Source organism: Xanthobacter pseudotagetidis, assembly GCF_043194795.2.
GTDB classification, from domain to species: domain Bacteria; phylum Pseudomonadota; class Alphaproteobacteria; order Rhizobiales; family Xanthobacteraceae; genus Xanthobacter; species Xanthobacter tagetidis_A.
In genome coordinates this window covers 4641466-4661484 of the sequence record NZ_CM195534.1, presented here as the reverse complement: position 1 = coordinate 4661484, position 20019 = coordinate 4641466, and the positions used below count along the sequence as shown (strand labels likewise).

Here is a 20019-nt window from a genome sequence, read left to right as displayed (position 1 = left end):
GGTCTCTACCGTGCCGCGGTTCCTGGCTCCGTCATCGGGGGAGGTGTCGATCGATATCTCCCTTCGGCCGGACGGCAGACGCTGCGCTCCTCCGCATTCAGTGCAAGAGCGATCGCGTAGTCCTGTCGGACGGCTTCGACTCCGGTCACGCCGTGCAGAGGCCGCAGCGGCCCGGCGGCGTGCGGACGATTCCCCGCATGTCGGCGCGGGGAAGGGGGAGGACGTCCGGGGGGAAGGCGGGGGGCGGCTCACGCGGCCTCCCGCCGGACCGGCAAGCCGTCAGACATTCGTCGCAGGTGCGCCGCCGCTACCCGTGGCCGCAACCCGTTGAAGATGCGGCATTGTGACGTCGCAAATGGGGAATGTTCACGACTGCCGGCGGCCCTAAGCCAAATAAACAAGCAATATCAATATAAGCCCAATTAATAGGCTGGCGTGCTGCTACGATGAGCACGACATGCGAATAAATCTAAATCAAAGTGTCCGTAATCAGACAAAAGCCGACGGAGGGAGCGCACTGGGGTGACGGAGGCCGTGCCATGATCGAGGACAAGACCCTCTCTTCCGCGCGTGATGTCGGCGCCCTTGCGAACGCCCAGGCGGGCGCCTGCTCCAGCGCCACGTCTTCCGGTGGTCACGTGCCGCTGGTCGCCCTGAGCGACGTCGCGCTGACCGGCATCTATGAGATCTCGAAGATCCTGACCGCGCCGAACCGGCTTGAGACGACCCTCGCCAGCGTGGTCAACCTGCTTTCCTCCTTCATGCAGATGCGGCACGGCGTGATTTCCCTGCTCGCCGACGACGGCATTCCCGACATCACGGTGGGCGTGGGCTGGAACGAAGGCACGGACGATCGTTATCGCGCCCGCCTGCCGGAAAAGGCCATCGGCCAGATCGTCGCCACCGCGGTGCCGCTGGTGGCGGAGAACGTGGCGAGCCATCCCGCCTTCAGTCCCGCCGACGCCATGGCGCTCGGGGCCACCGACGAGGTGCGCGTCTCCTTCATCGGCGTGCCGATCCGCGTCGGCGGCCGGGTGATCGGTACCTTGACCATCGACCGGGTCTGGGACGGGCGCTCCGTGTTCCGGCTCGATTCCGACGTGCGCTTCCTCACCATGATCGCCAACCTGATCGCCCAGACCGTGCAACTGCACCGGGTGGTGACGCGCGACCGCGAGCGCCTGATGGCCGAGAGCGGGCGCCTGCAGAAGGAATTGTCGGCATTGAAGCCGGCGGTGCGCGAGCGCCGCAAGGTGCTGGTGGACGGCATCATCGGCGAGAGCCCGGAGATCCGCCAGCTGCTCGACAAGATCATGATCGTGGCGAAGTCGCACTCCCCGGTGCTGCTGCGTGGCGAGAGCGGCACCGGCAAGGAGCTCATCGCCAAGGCGATCCACGAGCTTTCAAGCCGCGCCAAGGGGCCGTTCGTCAAGGTCAATTGCGCGGCCCTGCCCGAGAGCGTGCTGGAGAGCGAGCTGTTCGGCCACGAGAAGGGCGCCTTCACCGGCGCGGTCGGCGCGCGCAAGGGCCGCTTCGAGCTGGCCGACAAGGGCACGCTGTTCCTCGACGAGATCGGCGAGATCTCGCCTGCCTTCCAGGCCAAGCTCCTGCGCGTGCTTCAGGAGCAGGAGTTCGAGCGGGTCGGCGGCTCCCAGACCATCAAGGTGAACGTGCGCGTGGTGGCCGCCACCAACAAGAATCTGGAGGAGGCGGTCTCCAAGAACGAGTTCCGCGCCGACCTCTATTACCGCATCACCGTGATCCCGATCCTCGTGCCCTCGCTGCGCGACCGGCGCTCGGACATCCCGCTCCTGGCGGGGGAGTTCCTCGGCCGCTTCAACAAGGACAACGACCGCGAGTTGTCGTTCGGGCGCGACGCGCTCGAGGTGCTGATGGGCTGCGGCTTTCCCGGCAACGTGCGCGAGCTCGAGAATTGCGTGCAGCGCACCGCCACCTTGGCGCAGGGCGCCTCCATCGGTGCGTCCGACTTCGCCTGCGCCCAGAACGAATGCCTGTCCGCGCTGCTGTGGAAGAGCGCGCCGCCGCCGGCCTCGCGCCGGCCTATCGACATTCCGCTGCCGGTGGTGGCCCGGCCCGGTGTCCGTCCGGCGCCCATCGAGCCCGGCGAGGCCGCACCGCTGCCTTCCGACTCCGGCGCGGCGGTTGTGCGCCTGCCGATGCCTGCCGCCGCGGCGCTTCCAGGCGCGCCGGCGGGAGATGGAGACGCGGGCGAGCGCGAGCGCCTCGTGGATGCCATGGAGCGTGCCGGCTGGGTGCAGGCCAAGGCCGCGCGCCTGCTCGGCCTCACGCCGCGCCAGATCGGCTACGCGCTGAAGAAGCACGACATCGAGATCAAGCGCTTCTGAGCGGGGCGGCTGTTCGCGCCGTCATCTCCTGACTTGTCCGGGGGGGGGGGCGTCGCGGCCTGGCTGCGACTGGCCCTTCAAGAGCGGGACGGCCCCCATGGGGGAATGCCTCGGACCAGCCGGGGCCTAATGGCAAGAGAGCCGATCACCGGCTCCGGCTCTCGGCCTTCTGCTGTCGCACTTGCGACACCGTGTCGGGGCCGCGACAGCGCCACTTTCCCGCAGCTGCACCGTTTTTGTTTTAAAATCAACTAATTACAGTCTGGCACGAGGCTTGAAAGAGGATCTTGTCCGCCATCTTCTGCACATGCGGGGAAAGCCAATGGCCTACAAGATCGTCGCCTCCCAATGCACCGTCTGCGGCGCCTGCGAGTTCGAGTGCCCCAACGCCGCCATCTCGCTCAAGGGCGACATGTACATCATCGATCCGAAGAAGTGCACCGAGTGCGAGGGCGCGTTCGACACGCCCCAGTGCGCCGCCGTGTGCCCGGTCGAGAAGACCTGCATCCCCGCCTGAGCGGAATACCGCACGCCTGAGCCGGCCCGAGCGCGGGCCCGGTCCGGTGCGGGCAAATGGCAGGTTCGGGCAAGTACAGGTCCAGTTGAACGGAGGATCGGATGGCCGCGGTACAAGAGACGATCGAGCAGGTCCGCCTCATCGACGTCGATCAGTACAAATACGGTTTCGAGACCCTGGTGGATACCGACAAGGCGCCGAAGGGCCTCTCGGAGGACATCATCCGCTTCATCTCGGCCAAGAAGAACGAGCCGGACTGGATGCTCAAATGGCGCCTCGACGCCTATGCGCGCTGGCTCACCATGCAGGAGCCCGACTGGGCCCGCGTCGCCTATCCGGCGATCGACTACCAGGACCTCTATTACTATTCCGCGCCCAAGAAGGGCGGCAACGGGCCGAAGTCGCTGGACGAGGTCGACCCGGAAATTCTGAAGACCTACGAGAAGCTTGGCATTCCCCTGCGCGAGCAGGAGATTCTCGCCGGCGTCGAGCGCCCGGAGGGCGAGCAGCGCAAGATCGCCGTCGACGCGGTGTTCGACAGCGTGTCGGTGGCCACCACCTTCAAGGAGGAGCTGAAGGCGGCCGGCGTCATCTTCATGCCCATCTCCGAGGCCCTGCACGAGCATCCTGAGCTGGTGCGGAAATATCTGGGCACCGTAGTGCCCACTACCGACAATTATTTCGCGACGCTGAACAGCGCGGTCTTCTCCGACGGCTCCTTCGTCTACATCCCCAAGGGCGTGCGCTGCCCGATGGAGCTGTCGACCTACTTCCGCATCAACGAGAAGAACACCGGCCAGTTCGAGCGCACCCTCATCATCGCCGACGAGGGCTCGTACGTGAGCTACCTTGAGGGCTGCACCGCGCCCATGCGCGACGAGAACCAGCTGCACGCCGCCGTGGTCGAGCTGGTCTGCATGGATGATGCGGAAATCAAGTATTCGACCGTCCAGAACTGGTATCCGGGCGACGCCGAGGGCCGGGGCGGCATCTACAACTTCGTCACTAAGCGCGGCGACTGCCGGGGCAGGAATTCCAAGATCTCCTGGACCCAGGTGGAAACTGGCTCCGCCATCACCTGGAAGTATCCGAGCTGCATCCTGCGCGGCGACAATTCGAGCGGCGAGTTCTACTCCATCGCCATCTCGAACGGCCGCCAGCAGGTGGATTCCGGCACCAAGATGATCCATCTGGGCAAGAACACCACCAGCCGGATCATTTCGAAAGGCATCTCGGCGGGCAAGTCGCAGAACACCTATCGCGGCCTCGTCTCGGCCCACCGCAAGGCCACCGGCGCGCGCAATTTCACCAACTGCGATTCCCTGCTGATCGGCGACCAGTGCGGCGCGCACACCGTGCCCTACATCGAGACCAAGAATCCGCAGGCGCAGTTCGAGCACGAGGCCACCACCTCGAAGATTTCCGAGGACATGCTGTTCTACGCCATGCAGCGCGGCCTCAGCCAGGAAGAAGCGGTGGCCCTCGTGGTGAACGGCTTCGTGCGCGACGTGCTCCAGCAGCTGCCCATGGAGTTCGCCGTGGAGGCGCAGAAGCTCATCTCCATCAGCCTCGAAGGCAGCGTCGGCTGACCCCGGCGCCCCATTCCCGACAGAGGATCACCGACATGACCCCCCTGCTCGAAATCGAAGACCTGCACGCCGAGATCGAAGGGGGACGCAAGATCCTCAACGGCCTTTCGCTGACCGTGAATCCGGGCGAGGTTCACGCCATCATGGGTCCGAACGGGGCCGGCAAGTCCACGCTGTCCTACGTGCTGTCCGGCAAGCCGGGCTATGTCATCACGGGTGGCTCGATCAAGCTCGCCGGGGCGGAGCTGTCCGAGCTCGCGCCCGACGAGCGCGCCGCGCTGGGCCTGTTCCTCGCCTTCCAGTATCCGCTGGAGATTCCCGGCGTCTCCACCATGGCGTTCCTGCATGCGGCCGTGAACGCGCAGAAGAAGAAGCGCGGCGAGCAGGAGATGACCTCTCCGGAGCTGCTGAAGCGCGTGCGCGAGATCGGCAAGAGCCTCGACATCAATGCCGAGATGCTGCGCCGGCCGCTCAATGTGGGCTTCTCCGGCGGCGAGAAGAAGCGTAACGAGACCCTGCAGATGATGCTGCTGGAGCCGAAGCTCTGCGTGCTCGACGAGACCGATTCCGGCCTCGACATCGACGCGCTCAAGGTGGTCTCGAACGGTGTGAACGCTTTACGCTCGCCGGAGCGCTCCATGGTGGTCATCACCCATTATCAGCGCCTGCTCGACTATATCGTGCCGGACGTGGTGCATGTGCTGGCGGCGGGACGCATCGTCCATACCGGCGGCAAGGAGCTGGCGCTGGAATTGGAGGCCACCGGCTACGCCCAGTTCCAGAACGAGGCGGCCTGAGCCATGGCCGCCGCCGTCCACCTCATGAAGACCCCGGCGGAGCTGACGCTGGCGGAGACCTTCGCTGCCGCTGAGGGCCGCCTGCCGGGCACGGCTGAGATCATCGGCGTCCGCGCCGCGGCATTCGCGCAATTCGCGGCGCGCGGGCTGCCGCACCGGCGGGTGGAGGCCTGGCGCTATACTGATCTGCGCACCCTCATGCGCGAGGCCGCCCCGCTTGCCGCGCCGCCGGACGCGGAGGTCAAAGCGCACGCCGAGGACAAAGGCGCGCTGTTTGCCGGCGTCGATGCGCGCCGGCTCTATGTGGTGAACGGCGTGTTCGTCCCCGAGCTCTCTGACCTTGGCCCCGAGCCGGGCCTTTCCATCCGTTCCATGGCCTCCGCCTTGGCGGAGGGAGATCCGCTGATCATCGCCCATCTCGGTCAGGTGGTGCCCTCGGATGACGCGGTGCTGGCGCTCAACACCGCGCTCATGGGCGACGGCGTGGTGATCCACGTATCGAAGGGCGCGGCGCTGGCGCGGCCGATCCACATCGTCCACGTGGCCGACCTTTCCGCTCCGGCGGCGCTGGTCGTGCGCTCGCTGCTTGTGGCGGAGGAGGAGGCGATCGTCAGCCTGCTCGAGACCCACGAGGGGCCGGACGAGGTGGCTTATCAGGTGAACGGCGCGCTGGAGATCGTCGCCGGCGACGGCGCCAAGGTCTCGCGCGTGAAGGTCACCGCCGAGGGCGCGGGCGCGCTCCACATCGCGAGCCTCAATGCTCGCGTGGGTGCCGAAGCGGCCTTCAGCGAGGCCGGCTTCGTGCTGGGCGGCGCGGTGGTACGCAATCAGATCGCCATCCGCCTCGACGGCGCCGGCACGGTGGCGCATGTCTCCGGCGCGAGCCTGCTCTCGGGCCGCCAGCACGCCGACACCACGCTCGCCATGGAGCACGCGGCGCCGCGCTGCGAGAGTCGCGAGGCGTTCCGCGCCGTGCTCGACGGCGACGCCCGCGACGTGTTCCAGGGCCGCATCAGCGTGCGCCAGGCGGCGCAGAAGACCGACGCCCGCATGATGAGCCGCGCCTTGCTGCTCTCCGACAAGGCGGAGGCGAATGCCAAGCCGGAGCTGGAGATCTTCGCCGACGACGTGCAATGCGGCCATGGCTGCACCGCCGGCGCACTCGACGCCAACCTGAAGTTCTATCTCATGGCTCGCGGCATCCCCGAGAAGGAGGCCGAGGCGCTGCTCATCGAGGCGTTCGTGGGCGAGGTGGTGGACCAGATCGACGATGAGGCCGTGCGCGACGCGCTCATGGGCGCCATGCGCGCCTTCCTGATGGCGCGGCCATGAACAGCCCGGTGGTCCTGCCTCCGGGCGCCCTCGCGCTCCACCCGGCTGTCGCCGATGGCGGCTACGACGTGGAGCGGATCCGCAAGGACTTCCCCATCCTCGACATGGAGGTCTACGGGAAGAAGCTGGTCTATCTCGACAACGGCGCCTCGGCCCAGAAGCCGCTCGCGGTGCTGGACCGCATGCGGTTCGCCGAGACGCGCGAATACGCCAACGTGCATCGCGGCTTGCATTATCTCGCCAATGCCGCTTCCGAGGCCTATGAGGGCGCGCGCGAGAGCGTGCGGCGCTTCCTCAATGCCGGCCGGCCGGAGGAGATCATCTTCACCCGCTCCGCCACCGAGGCCATCAACCTCGTCGCCGCCACCTGGGGCCGCGCGAACATCGGCGCGGGCGACGAGATCGTCCTCTCCATCATGGAGCACCACGCCAACATCGTGCCCTGGCACTTCCTGCGGGAGGAGAAGGGCGCGGTGCTGAAATGGACGCCCGTGGACGAGGACGGCAACTTCCTGATCGAGGAATTCGAGAAGCTCCTCACCGACCGCACCAAGCTCGTCGCCATCACCCAGATGTCCAACGTGCTCGGCACCACCGTCCCGGTGAAGGAGGTGGTGAAGATCGCCCATGCCCGCGGCATCCCGGTGCTGGTGGACGGCTCGCAGGGGGCAGTGCATCTCGACGTGGACGTGCAGGACCTCGACTGCGAGTTCTATGTCGTCACCGGCCACAAGCTCTATGGCCCCACCGGCATCGGCGCGCTCTACGGCAGGTACGACCTGCTCGCCGCCATGCCGCCCTTCAACGGCGGCGGCGAGATGATCCGCACCGTCACGCGCGACACCGTCACCTACGGCGATCCGCCCCATCGCTTCGAGGCCGGCACGCCGCCCATCGTCCAGGCCATCGGCCTCGGCGCGGCGGTGGACTACATCGCCTCCATCGGCAAGGCGCGCATCCGCGCCCACGAGAGCGCGCTCACAGCCTACGCGCACGAGCGGCTCGGCGAGCTCAACACGCTGCGCATCATCGGCCGGGCGAAGGAGAAGGGCGCCATCGTCTCGTTCGAGATGGCCGGCGGCCACGCCCATGACTTCGCCACCGTGATCGACCGCGCCGGCATCGCCGTGCGCGCCGGCACCCATTGCGCCATGCCGCTATTGGAGCGCTTCGGCGTCACCGCCACCTGCCGCGCCTCGTTCGCGCTCTACAGCACGCGCGAGGAGGTGGACGCGCTGGTGGCGGCGCTTCGGAAGGCGCAGGACCTGTTCGGCTGAGGATAGGGGAAGCGCCCGTCCTCCGGGTTCTGCGCGTGCCGTCGATTCCTGGCGCGCCGTCGCCCTGCGGCTCGACCGGAGGGCCCAAGCGGCGGCGGCGTCAAGCGCAAAGCACGGCGATCTCCGGCACTTATGCGCTGCGCAGGGATGCTCCGGTCAAGCCGGAGCATGACGGCGGTTGGGTGCGCCCACCCGGCCTCAGGCCGCCAGCGCCGTGGAGGCGTCGCGGCGGATGCGCTCGACCATGGAGCGCAGGCCGTTGGAGCGCTGGGGCGTCAGGTGCTCCTTGAGGCCCAGCTCGGCGAAGAAGGCGAGGGCGTCGGCGGCGAGGATCTCGCGCGCCGGGGCGCCGGAGAAGCGCGCCAGCAGGATCGCCACCAGGCCGCGCACGATGTGCGCGTCGCTGTCGCCGACGAAGGTCAGGACCGGCCCCGCGCCGGCATCCCGAACCTCGGTGAACAGCCACACTTGGCTGGCGCAGCCCTGCACCTTTGTGACCTCCGTGCGCAGCGCGTCCGGCATGGGCGGCAGCGCGCGGCCGAGCTCGATCACATAGCGGTAGCGGTCGTCCCACTGGTCGAGCAGCGTGAAGTTCTCGGCGATGTCCGCCACCGGCGGCAAGGAGGCGGTGCAGGGGCCGGTGGTGCTCGATGCTGTCATGGTCGCTTTCCCCGGATGCGCGGGCGGCGCGCGAGAATCCGGGATCAGCCAAGCAAGCTCCATACCGTCGCCGCGCAATCCGGCGCGACCTACGTAAATATCCGGAGTTACGCCATTTCTTCTTTAGGACGCGGCGCGCACATCTTGTCCCGTTTCGGACAGGGCCCCGCGGCTCCTGTCCCGCCGCAGCGCCGGGATGTCGGGTTCTGAACATGCCCGCGGAAAGCTGCTGTGGTCTCCTATCTCATTACATTTGAACGATTTTCAAGAACAAAAAATCGTGGCACGCGGGTTGCTTAAGTCCTTCTCGGGTGCTCCGCGACCGCCGGCGCGCCCTGGTGGGGAGAGGAAGATCCGCACCTGCGCCGCGGTCCGGGGACGATCAGGATTTTGCCCGCGCAAGGTTAGCCGCGCCGGGCGCGCATCAGGTCTAAGGAGAGCAAGATGTCGCTGAGACAGATCGCGTTTTACGGGAAGGGGGGCATCGGCAAGTCGACGACGTCCCAGAACACTTTGGCCGCGCTTGCGCAGATGGGTCACAAGATCCTGATCGTGGGCTGCGACCCGAAGGCGGATTCGACCCGCCTGATCCTGCACGCCAAGGCGCAGGACACCATCCTCTCGCTGGCGGCGAACGCCGGCTCGGTGGAGGACCTGGAGATCGAGGACGTGATGAAGGTCGGCTTCATGGACATCAAGTGCGTGGAGTCCGGCGGTCCGGAGCCGGGGGTCGGCTGCGCGGGCCGGGGCGTGATCACCTCGATCAACTTCCTTGAGGAGAACGGCGCCTACGAGGACATCGACTACGTGTCCTACGACGTGCTGGGCGACGTGGTGTGCGGCGGGTTCGCGATGCCGATCCGCGAGAACAAGGCGCAGGAGATCTACATCGTCATGTCCGGCGAGATGATGGCCATGTACGCGGCCAACAACATCTCGAAGGGCATCCTGAAGTATGCGAACTCCGGCGGCGTGCGCCTGGGCGGGCTGGTGTGCAACGAGCGCCAGACCGACAAGGAGCTGGAACTGGCGGAAGCGCTGGCGGCGAAGCTCGGCACCAAGCTGATCTACTTCGTGCCGCGCGACAACATCGTGCAGCACGCGGAGCTGCGGCGCATGACGGTGATCGAGTATGCGCCGGAGAGCCAGCAGGCGCAGCACTACCGCAACCTTGCGGAGCGGGTCCACAACAACGGCGGCAAGGGCATCATCCCGACGCCGATCACCATGGACGAGCTCGAGGACATGCTGATGGAGCACGGCATCATGAAGGCCGTGGACGAGAGCGAGGTCGGAAAAACCGCCGCTGAGCTCGCCGTCTGACACCTGAACGGCCGGCCCCCGACGGGCCGGCCCACGCCCTCTAAAGCGAGAGATCCAAGATGAGCCTGGCTCAGTCCCAGAGCGTCGCCGAGATCAAGGCGCGCAACAAGGAAATCATCGACGAGGTCTTGAAGGTTTACCCTGAGAAGACCGCCAAGCGCCGCGCCAAGCACCTCAACGTGCATGAGAGCGGCAAGTCGGACTGCGGCGTGAAGTCCAACATCAAGTCCATCCCGGGCGTGATGACCATCCGCGGCTGCGCCTATGCCGGCTCGAAGGGCGTGGTGTGGGGTCCGATCAAGGACATGATCCACATCTCCCACGGCCCGGTAGGCTGCGGCCAGTATTCGTGGGCCGCACGGCGCAACTACTATATCGGCACGACCGGCATCGACACCTTCGTGACGATGCAGTTCACGTCGGACTTCCAGGAGAAGGACATCGTCTTCGGCGGCGACAAGAAGCTCGCCAAGATCATGGACGAGATCCAGGAGCTGTTCCCGCTGAACAACGGCATCACGGTGCAGTCCGAATGTCCGATCGGCCTGATCGGCGACGACATCGAGGCGGTCTCCAAGGCGAAGTCCAAGGAGTATGACGGCAAGACCATCGTGCCGGTGCGCTGCGAGGGCTTCCGCGGCGTGTCCCAATCGCTGGGCCATCATATCGCCAACGACGCCATCCGCGACTGGATCTTCGACAAGATCCCCGCCGACGCGGCGCCGCGCTTCGAGCCCTCGCCGTACGACGTCGCCATCATCGGCGACTACAACATCGGCGGCGACGCCTGGTCCTCGCGCATCCTGCTCGAGGAGATGGGCCTGCGCGTGGTGGCGCAGTGGTCGGGCGACGGCTCGCTCGCGGAGCTGGAGGCCACCCCGAAGGCCAAGCTCAACGTGCTGCACTGCTACCGCTCGATGAACTACATCTCGCGCCACATGGAAGAGAAGTACGGAATCCCGTGGTGCGAATACAACTTCTTCGGTCCCTCCAAGATCGCGGAGTCGCTGCGCAAGATCGCCAGCTACTTCGACGACAAGATCAAGGAGGGCGCGGAGCGCGTCATCGCCAAGTACCAGCCGCTTATGGACGCGGTGATCGCCAAGTATCGTCCGCGCCTCGAAGGCAAGACCGTGATGCTGTACGTGGGCGGCCTGCGCCCCCGTCACGTCATCGGCGCCTACGAGGACCTGGGCATGGAAGTGGTCGGGACGGGCTACGAGTTCGCCCATAACGACGACTACCAGCGCACGGCCCAGCACTACGTCAAGGATGGCACCATCATCTATGACGACGTGACGGGCTACGAGTTCGAGAAGTTCGTCGAGAAGATCCAGCCGGATCTGGTCGGCTCGGGCATCAAGGAAAAGTACGTCTTCCAGAAGATGGGCGTGCCGTTCCGCCAGATGCATTCCTGGGACTATTCCGGCCCCTACCATGGCTATGACGGCTTCGCGATCTTCGCGCGCGACATGGACATGGCCATCAACAACCCGATCTGGAAGATGACGCAGGCGCCCTGGAAGGCGGCGCCCAAGCCCACCCTCCTGGCGGCGGAATGAACCTTCCGCCGCGCGGCCCCCGCCCACGGGCGGGGGCCAGCGGGGCGGACCTTCAGGCTTCGAATATCAAAGGGGTTCGTCATGCCTCAAAGCGCTGACAACGTGCTCGATCACTTCGAGCTCTTCCGTGGTCCCGAGTACCAGCAGATGCTGGCCAACAAGAAGAAGATGTTCGAGAACCCCCGCGATCCGGCCGAAGTCGAGCGCGTGCGGGAATGGGCCAAGACGCCCGAATACAAGGAGCTGAACTTCGCCCGCGAGGCGCTCACGGTGAACCCCGCCAAGGCCTGCCAGCCGCTGGGCGCGGTGTTCGTGGCGGTGGGTTTCGAGGGCACGATCCCGTTCGTGCACGGCTCGCAGGGCTGCGTCGCCTACTATCGCTCGCACCTCTCGCGGCACTTCAAGGAGCCCTCCTCCTGCGTGTCCTCGTCCATGACCGAGGATGCGGCGGTGTTCGGCGGCCTCAACAACATGATCGACGGCCTGGCCAATACCTATTCGATGTACAAGCCGAAGATGATCGCCGTCTCCACCACCTGCATGGCGGAAGTGATCGGCGACGACCTCAACGCCTTCATCAAGACGTCCAAGGAGAAGGGCTCGGTCCCGGCCGAGTTCGACGTGCCCTTCGCCCACACGCCGGCCTTCGTCGGCAGCCATGTCACCGGCTACGACAATGCGCTCAAGGGCATCCTGGAGCACTTCTGGGACGGCAAGGCCGGCACTGCGCCGAAGCTGGAGCGCCAGCCCAACGAGAGCATCAACTTCATCGGCGGGTTCGACGGCTACACGGTGGGCAACACCCGCGAGGTGAAGCGCATCTTCAACCTCTTCGGCGTCGACCACACCATCCTGGTGGATAATTCCGAGGTGTTCGACACGCCCACCGACGGCGAGTTCCGCATGTATGACGGCGGCACCACGCTGGAGGAAGCGGCGAACGCGGTCCACGCCAAGGGCACCATCTCCATGCAGGAATACTGCACCGAGAAGACCCTGCCCATGATCGCCAATCACGGTCAGCAGGTGGTGGCGCTGAACCACCCCGTGGGCGTCGGCGGCACCGACCGCTTCCTCATGGAGATCTCCCGCCTCACCGGCAAGGAAATCCCCGAGGAGCTGGCCCGCGAGCGCGGCCGCCTGGTGGACGCCATCGCCGACTCCAACGCCCACATCCACGGCAAGAAGTTCGCCATCTACGGCGATCCGGACCTGTGCCTGGGCCTCGCCGGCTTCCTGCTGGAGCTCGGCGCCGAGCCAACCCACGTCCTTGCCACCAACGGCAACCAGAAGTGGGCGGACAAGGTGCAGGCCCTGTTCGACACCTCGCCGTTCGGCGCCAACTGCAAGGCGTATCCCGGCAAGGACCTGTGGCACATGCGCTCGCTGCTGTTCACGGAGCCGGTCGACTTCCTGATCGGCAACACCTACGGCAAGTATCTCGAGCGCGACACCGGCACGCCGCTGATCCGCATCGGCTTCCCGGTGTTCGACCGCCACCACCACCATCGCCGGCCGGTGTGGGGCTATCAGGGCGGCATGAACGTGCTGATCACGATCCTCGACAAGATCTTCGACGAGATCGACCGCAACACGAACGTGCCGTCCAAGACCGACTACAGCTTCGACATCATCCGCTGATCGAGGCTCCTTGAAGAACGCCCGGGCCGTGCGCCCGGGCGATCCCCCACGGAGAGACCATCCGCCGACCCCGGCCCGCGCGCCGCGGGCGCGACCGACAGACATCCGCGCGCAGCCACCCGTCCGCACGACGCCAACAGCTCGATGAAGGAGTGAGACCCATGAGTTCGCTCTCGGCCACAATCCAAGAGGTCTTCAACGAGCCCGGCTGCGCGAAGAACCAGAACAAGTCCGAGGCCGAGAAGAAGAAGGGCTGCACGAAGCAATTGCAGCCCGGCGGCGCGGCCGGCGGCTGCGCCTTCGACGGCGCGAAGATCGCGCTCCAGCCCTTCACCGACGTCGCCCACCTGGTGCACGGCCCGATTGCCTGCGAGGGCAATTCCTGGGACAATCGCGGCGCCAAGTCCTCCGGCTCGAACCTCTGGCGCACCTCCTTTACCACCGACATCAACGAGACCGACGTGGTGTTCGGCGGCGAGAAGCGCCTGTTCAAGTCGATCCGGGAGATCATCGAGAAGTACGACCCGCCGGCGATCTTCGTCTACCAGACCTGCGTGCCCGCCATGATCGGCGACGACATCGACGCGGTCTGCAAGGCAGCGAAGGAGAAGTTCGGCAAGCCGGTGATCCCGGTGAACTCGCCCGGCTTCGTGGGGCCGAAGAACCTCGGCAACAAGCTCGCGGGCGAAGCCATCCTCGACCATGTCATCGGCACCGAGGAGCCGGAATACACCACCCCCTACGACATCAACATCATCGGCGAATACAATCTTTCCGGCGAATTGTGGCAGATCAAGCCGCTGCTGGACGAGCTCGGCATCCGCATCCTCGCCTGCATCTCCGGAGACGGCAAGTACAAGGACGTGGCCTCCTCGCACCGCGCCAAGGCGGCGATGATGGTGTGCTCCAAGGCCATGATCAACGTCGCCCGCAAGATGGAGGAGCGCTACGGCATCCCGTTCTTCGAGGGCTCCTTCTACGGCATCGAGGATTCGTCGGATTCCCTGCGCGAGATCGCCCGCATGCTGATCGAGCGGGGCGCCGACGCGGAGCTGATGGAGCGCACCGAGGCGCTCATCGCCCGTGAGGAGAAGAAGGCCTGGGACGCGATCGCCAAGTTCAAGCCGCGCTTCAAGGGCAAGAAGGTGCTGCTGATCACCGGCGGCGTGAAGTCCTGGTCGGTGGTGGCGGCGCTCCAGGAGGCCGGCCTCGACCTCGTCGGCACCTCGGTGAAGAAGTCCACCAAGGAGGACAAGGAGCGCATCAAGGAGCTGATGGGCCAGGACGCCCACATGATCGAGGACATGACGCCTCGTGAAATGTACAAGATGCTCAAGGACGCGAAGGCCGACATCATGCTGTCCGGCGGCCGCTCGCAGTTCATCGCGCTGAAGGCCGCCATGCCCTGGCTGGACATCAACCAGGAGCGCCACCACGCCTATATGGGCTATGTGGGCATGGTGAAGCTGGTCGAGGAGATCGACAAAGCGCTCTACAATCCGGTGTGGGAGCAGGTGCGCAAGCCCGCCCCCTGGGACAATCCCGACAACACCTGGCAGGCGCGCGCGCTTGCCGAGATGGAGGCGGAGGCTGCCGCGCTCGCCGCCGACCCGGTGAAGGCGGAAGCCGCCCGCCGGGCGAAGAAAATCTGCAACTGCAAGAGCGTCGACCTCGGCACCATCGAGGGCGCGGTCAAGGCCCATGCGCTCACCACGGTGGAAGGCGTGCGCACGCACACCAACGCCTCCGGCGGGTGCGGGGCCTGCAGCGGGCGGGTCGAGGAGATCTTGGAGGCACTGGGCGTTGTCGCCGCCCCGCCTCCCGCGCAGGCTGCCCCGCTTGCGTCCGAGATCGCGCCCGATCCGCTCGCTGCGGAATTGAAGCGCCGCGCCCGGAAGGCCTGCGGCTGCAAGAGCGTCAGCGTCGGCGCCATCGAGGACCTGGTGCGCGAGAAGGGCCTGAAGAACATCGCCGAGGTGCGGGCGGCCACTGAGGCCAATACCGGCTGCGGCAATTGCAAGGAACGTATCGAGAGCCTGCTCGATGACCTGCTCTCTCCCGCCCTCGAAGCGGCGGAGTAGGGCCATGGCCATCGTCACGGTCCCCAAGAAGTCCTGCGCGGTGAACCCGCTGAAGATGAGCCAGCCGATCGGCGGCGCGCTCGCCTTCATGGGGGTGAGGAAGTCAATGCCGCTGCTTCACGGCTCGCAGGGCTGCACCTCGTTCGGCCTTGTCCTCTTCGTGCGCCACTTCAAGGAAGCAATCCCCATGCAGACCACCGCCATGAGCGAGGTGGCGACCGTGCTGGGTGGCTACGAGAACGTGGAGCAGGCGATCCTCAACATCTACAACCGAACCAAGCCGGAGATGATCGGCATCTGCTCCACCGGCGTCACCGAGACCAAGGGCGACGACGTGGACGGCTACATCAAGCTGATCCGCGAAAAGCACCCGCAGTTCGCCGACTTCCCGATGGTCTATGTCTCCACGCCCGACTTCAAGGACGCGTTCCAGGACGGCTGGGAGAAGACGGTGGCCAAGATGGTCGAGGTGCTGGTGAGGCCGGCGGCCGACAAGGCGAAGGACAAGAGCCGGGTCACCGTGCTGCCCGGCTGCCATCTCACCCCCGGCGACCTCGACGAGCTGCGCACCATCATCGAGGATTTCGGGCTGAAGCCGTCCTTCCTGCCGGACCTCGCCTCCTCGCTCGACGGACACATTCCCGAAGACTTCTCGCCCACCACCATCGGCGGCATCGGCGTCGAGGAGATCGCCACCTTGGGCGAGGCGGCCCACACCATCTGCATCGGCGCGCAGATGCGCCGCGCGGGCGAGGCGATGGAGAAGAAGACCGGCGTGCCCTTCACGCTGTTCGAGCGCCTGTGCGGGCTGGAGCCCAACGACGCCTTCATCATGCACCTGTCGAAGATCTCCGGCCGGCCGGTGCCGCTGAAGTATCGCCGCCAGCGCGGCCAATTGGTGGACGCGATGCTGGACGGCCACTTCCATCTCGGCGGCCGCAAGGTCGCCATGGGAGCGGAGCCGGATTTGCTCTACGACGTGGGCTCGTTCCTGCACGAAATGGGCGGGCACCTGCTCTCCGTCGTCACCACCACCCAGTCGCCGGTGCTGGAGCGCCTGCCCACCGACGAGGTGCTGATCGGCGACCTGGAGGACCTGGAGACACGGGCAAAGGAGCGCGGCTGCGACCTGCTCCTCACCCACTCCCACGGCCGCCAGGCCGCGGCACGCCTCCACATCCCGTTCTACCGCATCGGCATTCCCATGTTCGACCGCCTCGGCGCGGGGCACCTGCTCTCGGTGGGCTATCGCGGCACCCGCGACCTCGTCTTCCACATGGCGAACCTGGTGATGGCCGACCACGAGGAGAACCACGAGCCGACCCCGGATACCTGGGCCGGCGGCGACGCGCACGGTCACGCCGCCGCGCACACCTCCCACTAGTCGAGCGTGAAGGGGACGAGCTTATGAAAGTCGCTTTCGCAACCCAGGACCTCAAGCGCGTGGACGCGCATTTCGGCTGGGCCAAGAACATCGCCATCTACGAGATCGGGCCGGACGGCCATCACTTCGTCGAGGCCATCGAGTTCGACGGCGACCTCAAGGAGGACGGCAACGAGGACAAGCTCGCCCCGAAGATCGAGGCGATCAAGGACTGTGCCATCCTCTATGTGGCCGCCATCGGCGGCTCCGGCGCCGCCCGGGTGGTGGCCAACAACATCCACCCCATGAAGGTCGCCCAGCCCGAGGACATTTCCGACCTGATCGGCAAGCTGGAAGGGGTGCTCAAGGGCAACCCGCCGCCCTGGCTGCGCAAGGTGATGGGCAAGGGCCAGGAGCGCAGCTTCGACTTCGACGAGGAATGAGGAAGACACCATGTCCGACGCGCCGGTTATCGATAAGGACGCTGCCCGGGAAGCCGCCATCGAGGCGGCCAAGGAGCATCCCTTCGTCAAGGAGCTGATCAAGATCTGGCGCGCGCAGGATTCGCACGGCGCCTGGGAGGGCAAGGCGGACCTGGAACTGCTCGAGCCCTATATCGTCGACAAGGAGGCGCGCCGCGCGTTGCCCATCATCGGCGATCCCGATCCGGACACAATCTGGCGCATGGAGCTGTTCTTCAACGCCGTGTGCCTGTCCATCGAGAAGGCCACCGGCGTGATGATCTCGCCCATGCTGAAGATGAGCCACGAGGGCTTCGGCCGCATGGTGCTCATCGGTGGCCGGCTGATCGTCGTCAACAAGCAGCTGCGCGACGTGCACCGCTACGGCTTCGACAATCTCGCGAAGCTGGCCGAGGAAGGCGAGAAGTTCGTCAAGTCGGGCATCGAGATGATCGAGAAGTTCCCGACGGTCGCCAATTACTGATTTGTTCTAGGAAAAGGTGCCCCATGAGCGATGTGGAAGCCCTCAAGGCCGAGCTGAAGAAGCTCTCCGCCAAGGCCACGCAGTCCAAGATGGACCTGCATGACCTGTCCGAGGAGCTGCCGATCAACTGGCAGCAGATCATGGACGTGGCGAAGAAGGCCCATGACGCCTTCGCCGAGCTGGAGCAGAAGCGCGCCCAGCTGAAGAGCCTGGAAGCGGCCTGACCGGTCGGGCCCGGCCGTCGCGGTCCGGCCCGGCCCGCCTCGATCCTGAACGCAAGTCCCCACGGCGGTCCGGACTGGAGCGGACCACCGAAGGCAGAGCTTTGGAAAAGGCTGAAGACCCATGTCAAACGAAACCCGCGACGGGCGCGCCTGGCAGCCCGATTACTTGTTGGACATCGACAAGAACAAGTGCATCGGCTGCGGCCGCTGCTACAAGGTCTGCGGCCGCGACGTGATGATCCTGAAAGGGATCAACGAGGACGGCGACCTCGTCATGCTCGACGACGACGAGGACGACGAGATCGAGAAGAAGGTCATGGCCATGAATGACAGTGGTGCCTGCATCGGCTGCGGTGCCTGCGCCCGCGTCTGCCCGGCCAACTGCCAGATCCACGGCCCGGACCGCGCCGCCGCCTGAGGAGGGAGCCATGGTCGCCGCCGACGTCTATCGCGCCTTGATGGACACGCCGACCGCCTCGGCGTGCGACCCGTTCGACCGACACGTGGTGGCCGCCATCCTGTCGCTGGCGCTCGCCGAAGCAGACGCCGGCGGCAGCGCGCTCGCCGGGCTCGGGATGGAGCGCGGAGCGCTTCTTGCGCTGGTGGGCGAGATGTTTCCCGAGAAGGTCGGATACATCGCCGAACGGGTGCGGGAAGATGCGGTGGACGTGGACGAGGAGGAGCGCAACATCCGCGACATCCTCGCTATGTACGCGTCGAGCGCCGGCAGCCTGGAGCGGGGGCTGGTCTGCCTGATCGCCCGTCGCGCTCGCGCGCCCCATCATCTGTGGCAGGACCTCGGTCTCAGAAACCGCGGCGAGCTCTCGGAGCTGATGGCGCGCCACTTCGCGCCGCTCAAGCGCAAGAATTCCAACGACATGAAGTGGAAGAAGTTCCTCTACCGCATGGTCTGCGGCTCGGCCGGCTTCACGCTGTGCACCGCGCCGGTGTGCGCCGAGTGCGACGACTTCCACGCCTGCTTCGGCGCCGAGGACGGCGAATCGCGCCTTGCCATCGCCCGCAACGGCGCCGCTCTCGGTCTCGCCGCACCCCAGGTCGCCTACGCGGCCCAGGTCGCCCACGCCCCCGAGCGGTGAGGGGCGCGGCGGAGTACATGTCCGGGATTATTCGATGCCCTGCTCGCGCGCCTTCCACATGGCGGCGATGCGGAAGCGCTCGTTGATCGCGGCCGGGCTCTTCAGGATCTCCGCCTCCGCCTGCTTGAAGGCCTCGAGCACGGCCTCCGCCTCGCCCTGCGTCAGCGGCACCCGGCCGGCGATGTGGGTCGCCTCCGGCATCGCCTCCCAGATCCTGCTGCGGTTGGGATGCTGCTTCACCTCGATCAGCTCGAAGGCTTCGAGCTGGCCGTCGAGCAGGATGGCGAGGCCGGCCACTTCGAGCCTGCGGCCGTCCTGCGTGGTCTTGATCAATGTCGGCATGGGCTTGGCTCCTGTCAGGCGGCGATCGGCGTGTCGTCGGCGAGGCCCCATTCGGCGAACGAGCCGTCATAGACCGCCGCTGGCCGGCCGATGAGGTGGAGCGCCAGCGCCAGCACGCAGGAGATGGTGCCCGAGGCGCAGGTGGCGACGACCGGCCGGTCGATATCCACCCCCGCCGCCGCGAAGCGCGCGCGGATCGCCTCCGGGCCGGCGAAGGCCCCGGTCTCGGTGATGAAGTCGCCCCAGGGCACGTTGAGGCTGCTCGGAATGTGCCCGGGCTTCTTCACCGGGAACACGTCCTCCTGGCTGCCGTCGAACTTGGCGGGGCCCCGCGCGTCCAGCACCTGCTCGGCACCGGTAAGGAGGTTGGCCTTCATGTCGGCGAGCGAGCGCACCAGTTCGGGACGGAACGCGGCCTCGAACGCGGCCGGCTCGGGCCGCACCGGCGCCATCTCGGCCGGCTTCTTCTCCGCCTGCCACTTGGCGTAGCCGCCGTCGAGCAGTGCCACGTTGTCGTGGCCGAATACCCTGAACATCCACCAAACCCGCGCCGCCGCCGAGCCGCCGAACAGACGGTCGTAGACGATCACCCGGTCGGCATTGGAGATGCCGAGCAGACCCACCTTCTTCGCGAACTCCGCCGGCGACGGCAGCATGTGGGGCAGGGGGCTCGACTTGTCGGCGATGTTGTCGATGTCGAAATGCACCGAGCCGGGCAGGTGGCGGCCGCGATACTGGGTGCGGCCGTCGAGATTGGTCGAGGCATGGTGCCAGGTGCAGTCCAGGATCTTCACGGCGGGATCGCCGAGGTGATCCGCCAGCCAGTCGGTGCTGACGAGGGTGCCGAGGTCGGCCGTGGCCATGGGCTGGATCTCCTGTCGAATGTCCGACAGCCGCGCGCGC

Annotated in this window: 19 protein-coding genes; 16 read left to right on the top strand and 3 right to left on the bottom strand. The window is 66.4% G+C overall.

Annotated elements, in window-relative coordinates; all coding sequences use genetic code 11:
- The first annotated feature begins 539 nt into the window (after positions 1-539).
- From nifA to V5F67_RS21310, 6 genes are all read left to right on the top strand, one after another.
- Complete coding sequence (gene nifA, locus V5F67_RS21335) at positions 540-2366, top strand: nif-specific transcriptional activator NifA (RefSeq protein ID WP_394018033.1); 1827 nt, start codon at positions 540-542, stop codon at positions 2364-2366.
- A gap of 322 nt (positions 2367-2688) precedes the next feature.
- The gene (locus V5F67_RS21330; RefSeq protein WP_394018031.1) at positions 2689-2883 is read left to right on the top strand and encodes a 4Fe-4S binding protein; all 195 of its coding nucleotides are present in this window, start codon (positions 2689-2691) and stop codon (positions 2881-2883) included.
- A gap of 101 nt (positions 2884-2984) precedes the next feature.
- Positions 2985-4472 (top strand): Fe-S cluster assembly protein SufB, encoded by a 1488-nt coding sequence (sufB, locus tag V5F67_RS21325; RefSeq protein WP_394018029.1) that lies wholly within the window; start codon positions 2985-2987, stop codon positions 4470-4472.
- Between the two features lie 35 nt (positions 4473-4507).
- A complete protein-coding gene (gene sufC, locus V5F67_RS21320; protein ID WP_394018027.1) occupies positions 4508-5269 on the top strand; it encodes a Fe-S cluster assembly ATPase SufC in 762 nt (253 codons plus the stop codon).
- 3 nt (positions 5270-5272) lie between these two features.
- The gene (gene sufD, locus V5F67_RS21315; RefSeq protein ID WP_394018025.1) at positions 5273-6601 is read left to right on the top strand and encodes a Fe-S cluster assembly protein SufD; all 1329 of its coding nucleotides are present in this window, start codon (positions 5273-5275) and stop codon (positions 6599-6601) included.
- Complete coding sequence (locus V5F67_RS21310) at positions 6598-7878, top strand: cysteine desulfurase (RefSeq protein WP_394018023.1); 1281 nt, start codon at positions 6598-6600, stop codon at positions 7876-7878. Before sufD ends, V5F67_RS21310 begins: the two co-directional genes overlap by 4 nt.
- A 198-nt stretch (positions 7879-8076) precedes the next feature.
- Here the strand turns inward: V5F67_RS21310 and V5F67_RS21305 are convergent, their stop codons facing one another.
- On the bottom strand, positions 8077-8538 hold the full coding sequence (locus tag V5F67_RS21305) for a SufE family protein (RefSeq protein ID WP_394018021.1): 462 nt from the start codon (positions 8536-8538) through the stop codon (positions 8077-8079).
- A 444-nt stretch (positions 8539-8982) separates the two neighbouring features.
- Here V5F67_RS21305 and nifH point away from each other — a divergent pair, with 444 nt between their 5' ends.
- The 10 genes from nifH to V5F67_RS21255 all read left to right on the top strand — a co-directional run bounded on the left by nifH (position 8983) and on the right by V5F67_RS21255 (position 18774).
- Positions 8983-9861: a nitrogenase iron protein gene (nifH, locus tag V5F67_RS21300; protein ID WP_394018019.1), complete on the top strand. Its 879-nt coding sequence runs from the start codon at positions 8983-8985 to the stop codon at positions 9859-9861.
- A 59-nt stretch (positions 9862-9920) separates the two neighbouring features.
- A complete protein-coding gene (gene nifD, locus V5F67_RS21295; protein ID WP_394018017.1) occupies positions 9921-11423 on the top strand; it encodes a nitrogenase molybdenum-iron protein alpha chain in 1503 nt (500 codons plus the stop codon).
- A gap of 81 nt (positions 11424-11504) precedes the next feature.
- Positions 11505-13064 (top strand): nitrogenase molybdenum-iron protein subunit beta, encoded by a 1560-nt coding sequence (nifK, locus tag V5F67_RS21290; protein ID WP_394018015.1) that lies wholly within the window; start codon positions 11505-11507, stop codon positions 13062-13064.
- A gap of 161 nt (positions 13065-13225) precedes the next feature.
- The gene (gene nifE, locus V5F67_RS21285) at positions 13226-15145 is read left to right on the top strand and encodes a nitrogenase iron-molybdenum cofactor biosynthesis protein NifE (protein ID WP_394018013.1); all 1920 of its coding nucleotides are present in this window, start codon (positions 13226-13228) and stop codon (positions 15143-15145) included.
- Between the two features lie 4 nt (positions 15146-15149).
- Positions 15150-16529, top strand: a complete 1380-nt coding sequence (gene nifN, locus V5F67_RS21280) for a nitrogenase iron-molybdenum cofactor biosynthesis protein NifN (protein WP_394018011.1) — start codon at positions 15150-15152, stop codon at positions 16527-16529.
- A gap of 23 nt (positions 16530-16552) precedes the next feature.
- Positions 16553-16951, top strand: coding sequence for a nitrogen fixation protein NifX (nifX, locus tag V5F67_RS21275; protein WP_394018009.1), 399 nt, complete (start codon positions 16553-16555; stop codon positions 16949-16951).
- Positions 16952-16961: 10 nt separating this feature from the next.
- Entirely contained in the window at positions 16962-17453 is a 492-nt protein-coding gene (locus V5F67_RS21270) for a NifX-associated nitrogen fixation protein (protein ID WP_394018008.1), read from the top strand.
- A 23-nt stretch (positions 17454-17476) separates the two neighbouring features.
- Positions 17477-17677, top strand: a complete 201-nt coding sequence (locus tag V5F67_RS21265) for a CCE_0567 family metalloprotein (RefSeq protein ID WP_394018007.1) — start codon at positions 17477-17479, stop codon at positions 17675-17677.
- Between the two features lie 121 nt (positions 17678-17798).
- A complete protein-coding gene (fdxB, locus tag V5F67_RS21260; protein WP_394018006.1) occupies positions 17799-18095 on the top strand; it encodes a ferredoxin III, nif-specific in 297 nt (98 codons plus the stop codon).
- Between the two features lie 10 nt (positions 18096-18105).
- Positions 18106-18774, top strand: a complete 669-nt coding sequence (locus tag V5F67_RS21255) for a nitrogen fixation protein NifQ (RefSeq protein ID WP_394018005.1) — start codon at positions 18106-18108, stop codon at positions 18772-18774.
- Between the two features lie 27 nt (positions 18775-18801).
- Here V5F67_RS21255 and V5F67_RS21250 read toward each other — a convergent pair whose 3' ends face one another.
- Positions 18802-19116, bottom strand: coding sequence for a hypothetical protein (locus V5F67_RS21250; protein ID WP_394018004.1), 315 nt, complete (start codon positions 19114-19116; stop codon positions 18802-18804).
- Positions 19117-19130: 14 nt separating this feature from the next.
- Positions 19131-19979 (bottom strand): sulfurtransferase, encoded by an 849-nt coding sequence (locus tag V5F67_RS21245; protein ID WP_394018003.1) that lies wholly within the window; start codon positions 19977-19979, stop codon positions 19131-19133.
- Positions 19980-20019: the final 40 nt, after the last annotated feature.

Excerpts from the sequence above, each read along its gene's own strand:
- nifH (WP_394018019.1), top strand. The coding sequence starts at position 8,983 with ATGTCGCTGAGACAGATCGCGTTTTACGGGAAGGGGGGCATCGGCAAG.
- V5F67_RS21250 (WP_394018004.1), bottom strand. The coding sequence starts at position 19,116 with ATGCCGACATTGATCAAGACCACGCAGGACGGCCGCAGGCTCGAAGTG.
- nifE (WP_394018013.1), top strand. The coding sequence starts at position 13,226 with ATGAGTTCGCTCTCGGCCACAATCCAAGAGGTCTTCAACGAGCCCGGC.
- nifK (WP_394018015.1), top strand. The coding sequence starts at position 11,505 with ATGCCTCAAAGCGCTGACAACGTGCTCGATCACTTCGAGCTCTTCCGT.
- nifD (WP_394018017.1), top strand. The coding sequence starts at position 9,921 with ATGAGCCTGGCTCAGTCCCAGAGCGTCGCCGAGATCAAGGCGCGCAAC.
- nifN (WP_394018011.1), top strand. The coding sequence starts at position 15,150 with ATGGCCATCGTCACGGTCCCCAAGAAGTCCTGCGCGGTGAACCCGCTG.
- V5F67_RS21305 (WP_394018021.1), bottom strand. The coding sequence starts at position 8,538 with ATGACAGCATCGAGCACCACCGGCCCCTGCACCGCCTCCTTGCCGCCG.
- V5F67_RS21245 (WP_394018003.1), bottom strand. The coding sequence starts at position 19,979 with ATGGCCACGGCCGACCTCGGCACCCTCGTCAGCACCGACTGGCTGGCG.
- sufD (WP_394018025.1), top strand. The coding sequence starts at position 5,273 with ATGGCCGCCGCCGTCCACCTCATGAAGACCCCGGCGGAGCTGACGCTG.
- V5F67_RS21265 (WP_394018007.1), top strand. The coding sequence starts at position 17,477 with ATGAGCGATGTGGAAGCCCTCAAGGCCGAGCTGAAGAAGCTCTCCGCC.
- V5F67_RS21310 (WP_394018023.1), top strand. The coding sequence starts at position 6,598 with ATGAACAGCCCGGTGGTCCTGCCTCCGGGCGCCCTCGCGCTCCACCCG.
- V5F67_RS21255 (WP_394018005.1), top strand. The coding sequence starts at position 18,106 with ATGGTCGCCGCCGACGTCTATCGCGCCTTGATGGACACGCCGACCGCC.
- nifX (WP_394018009.1), top strand. The coding sequence starts at position 16,553 with ATGAAAGTCGCTTTCGCAACCCAGGACCTCAAGCGCGTGGACGCGCAT.
- sufB (WP_394018029.1), top strand. The coding sequence starts at position 2,985 with ATGGCCGCGGTACAAGAGACGATCGAGCAGGTCCGCCTCATCGACGTC.
- V5F67_RS21330 (WP_394018031.1), top strand. The coding sequence starts at position 2,689 with ATGGCCTACAAGATCGTCGCCTCCCAATGCACCGTCTGCGGCGCCTGC.
- fdxB (WP_394018006.1), top strand. The coding sequence starts at position 17,799 with ATGTCAAACGAAACCCGCGACGGGCGCGCCTGGCAGCCCGATTACTTG.
- nifA (WP_394018033.1), top strand. The coding sequence starts at position 540 with ATGATCGAGGACAAGACCCTCTCTTCCGCGCGTGATGTCGGCGCCCTT.
- V5F67_RS21270 (WP_394018008.1), top strand. The coding sequence starts at position 16,962 with ATGTCCGACGCGCCGGTTATCGATAAGGACGCTGCCCGGGAAGCCGCC.
- sufC (WP_394018027.1), top strand. The coding sequence starts at position 4,508 with ATGACCCCCCTGCTCGAAATCGAAGACCTGCACGCCGAGATCGAAGGG.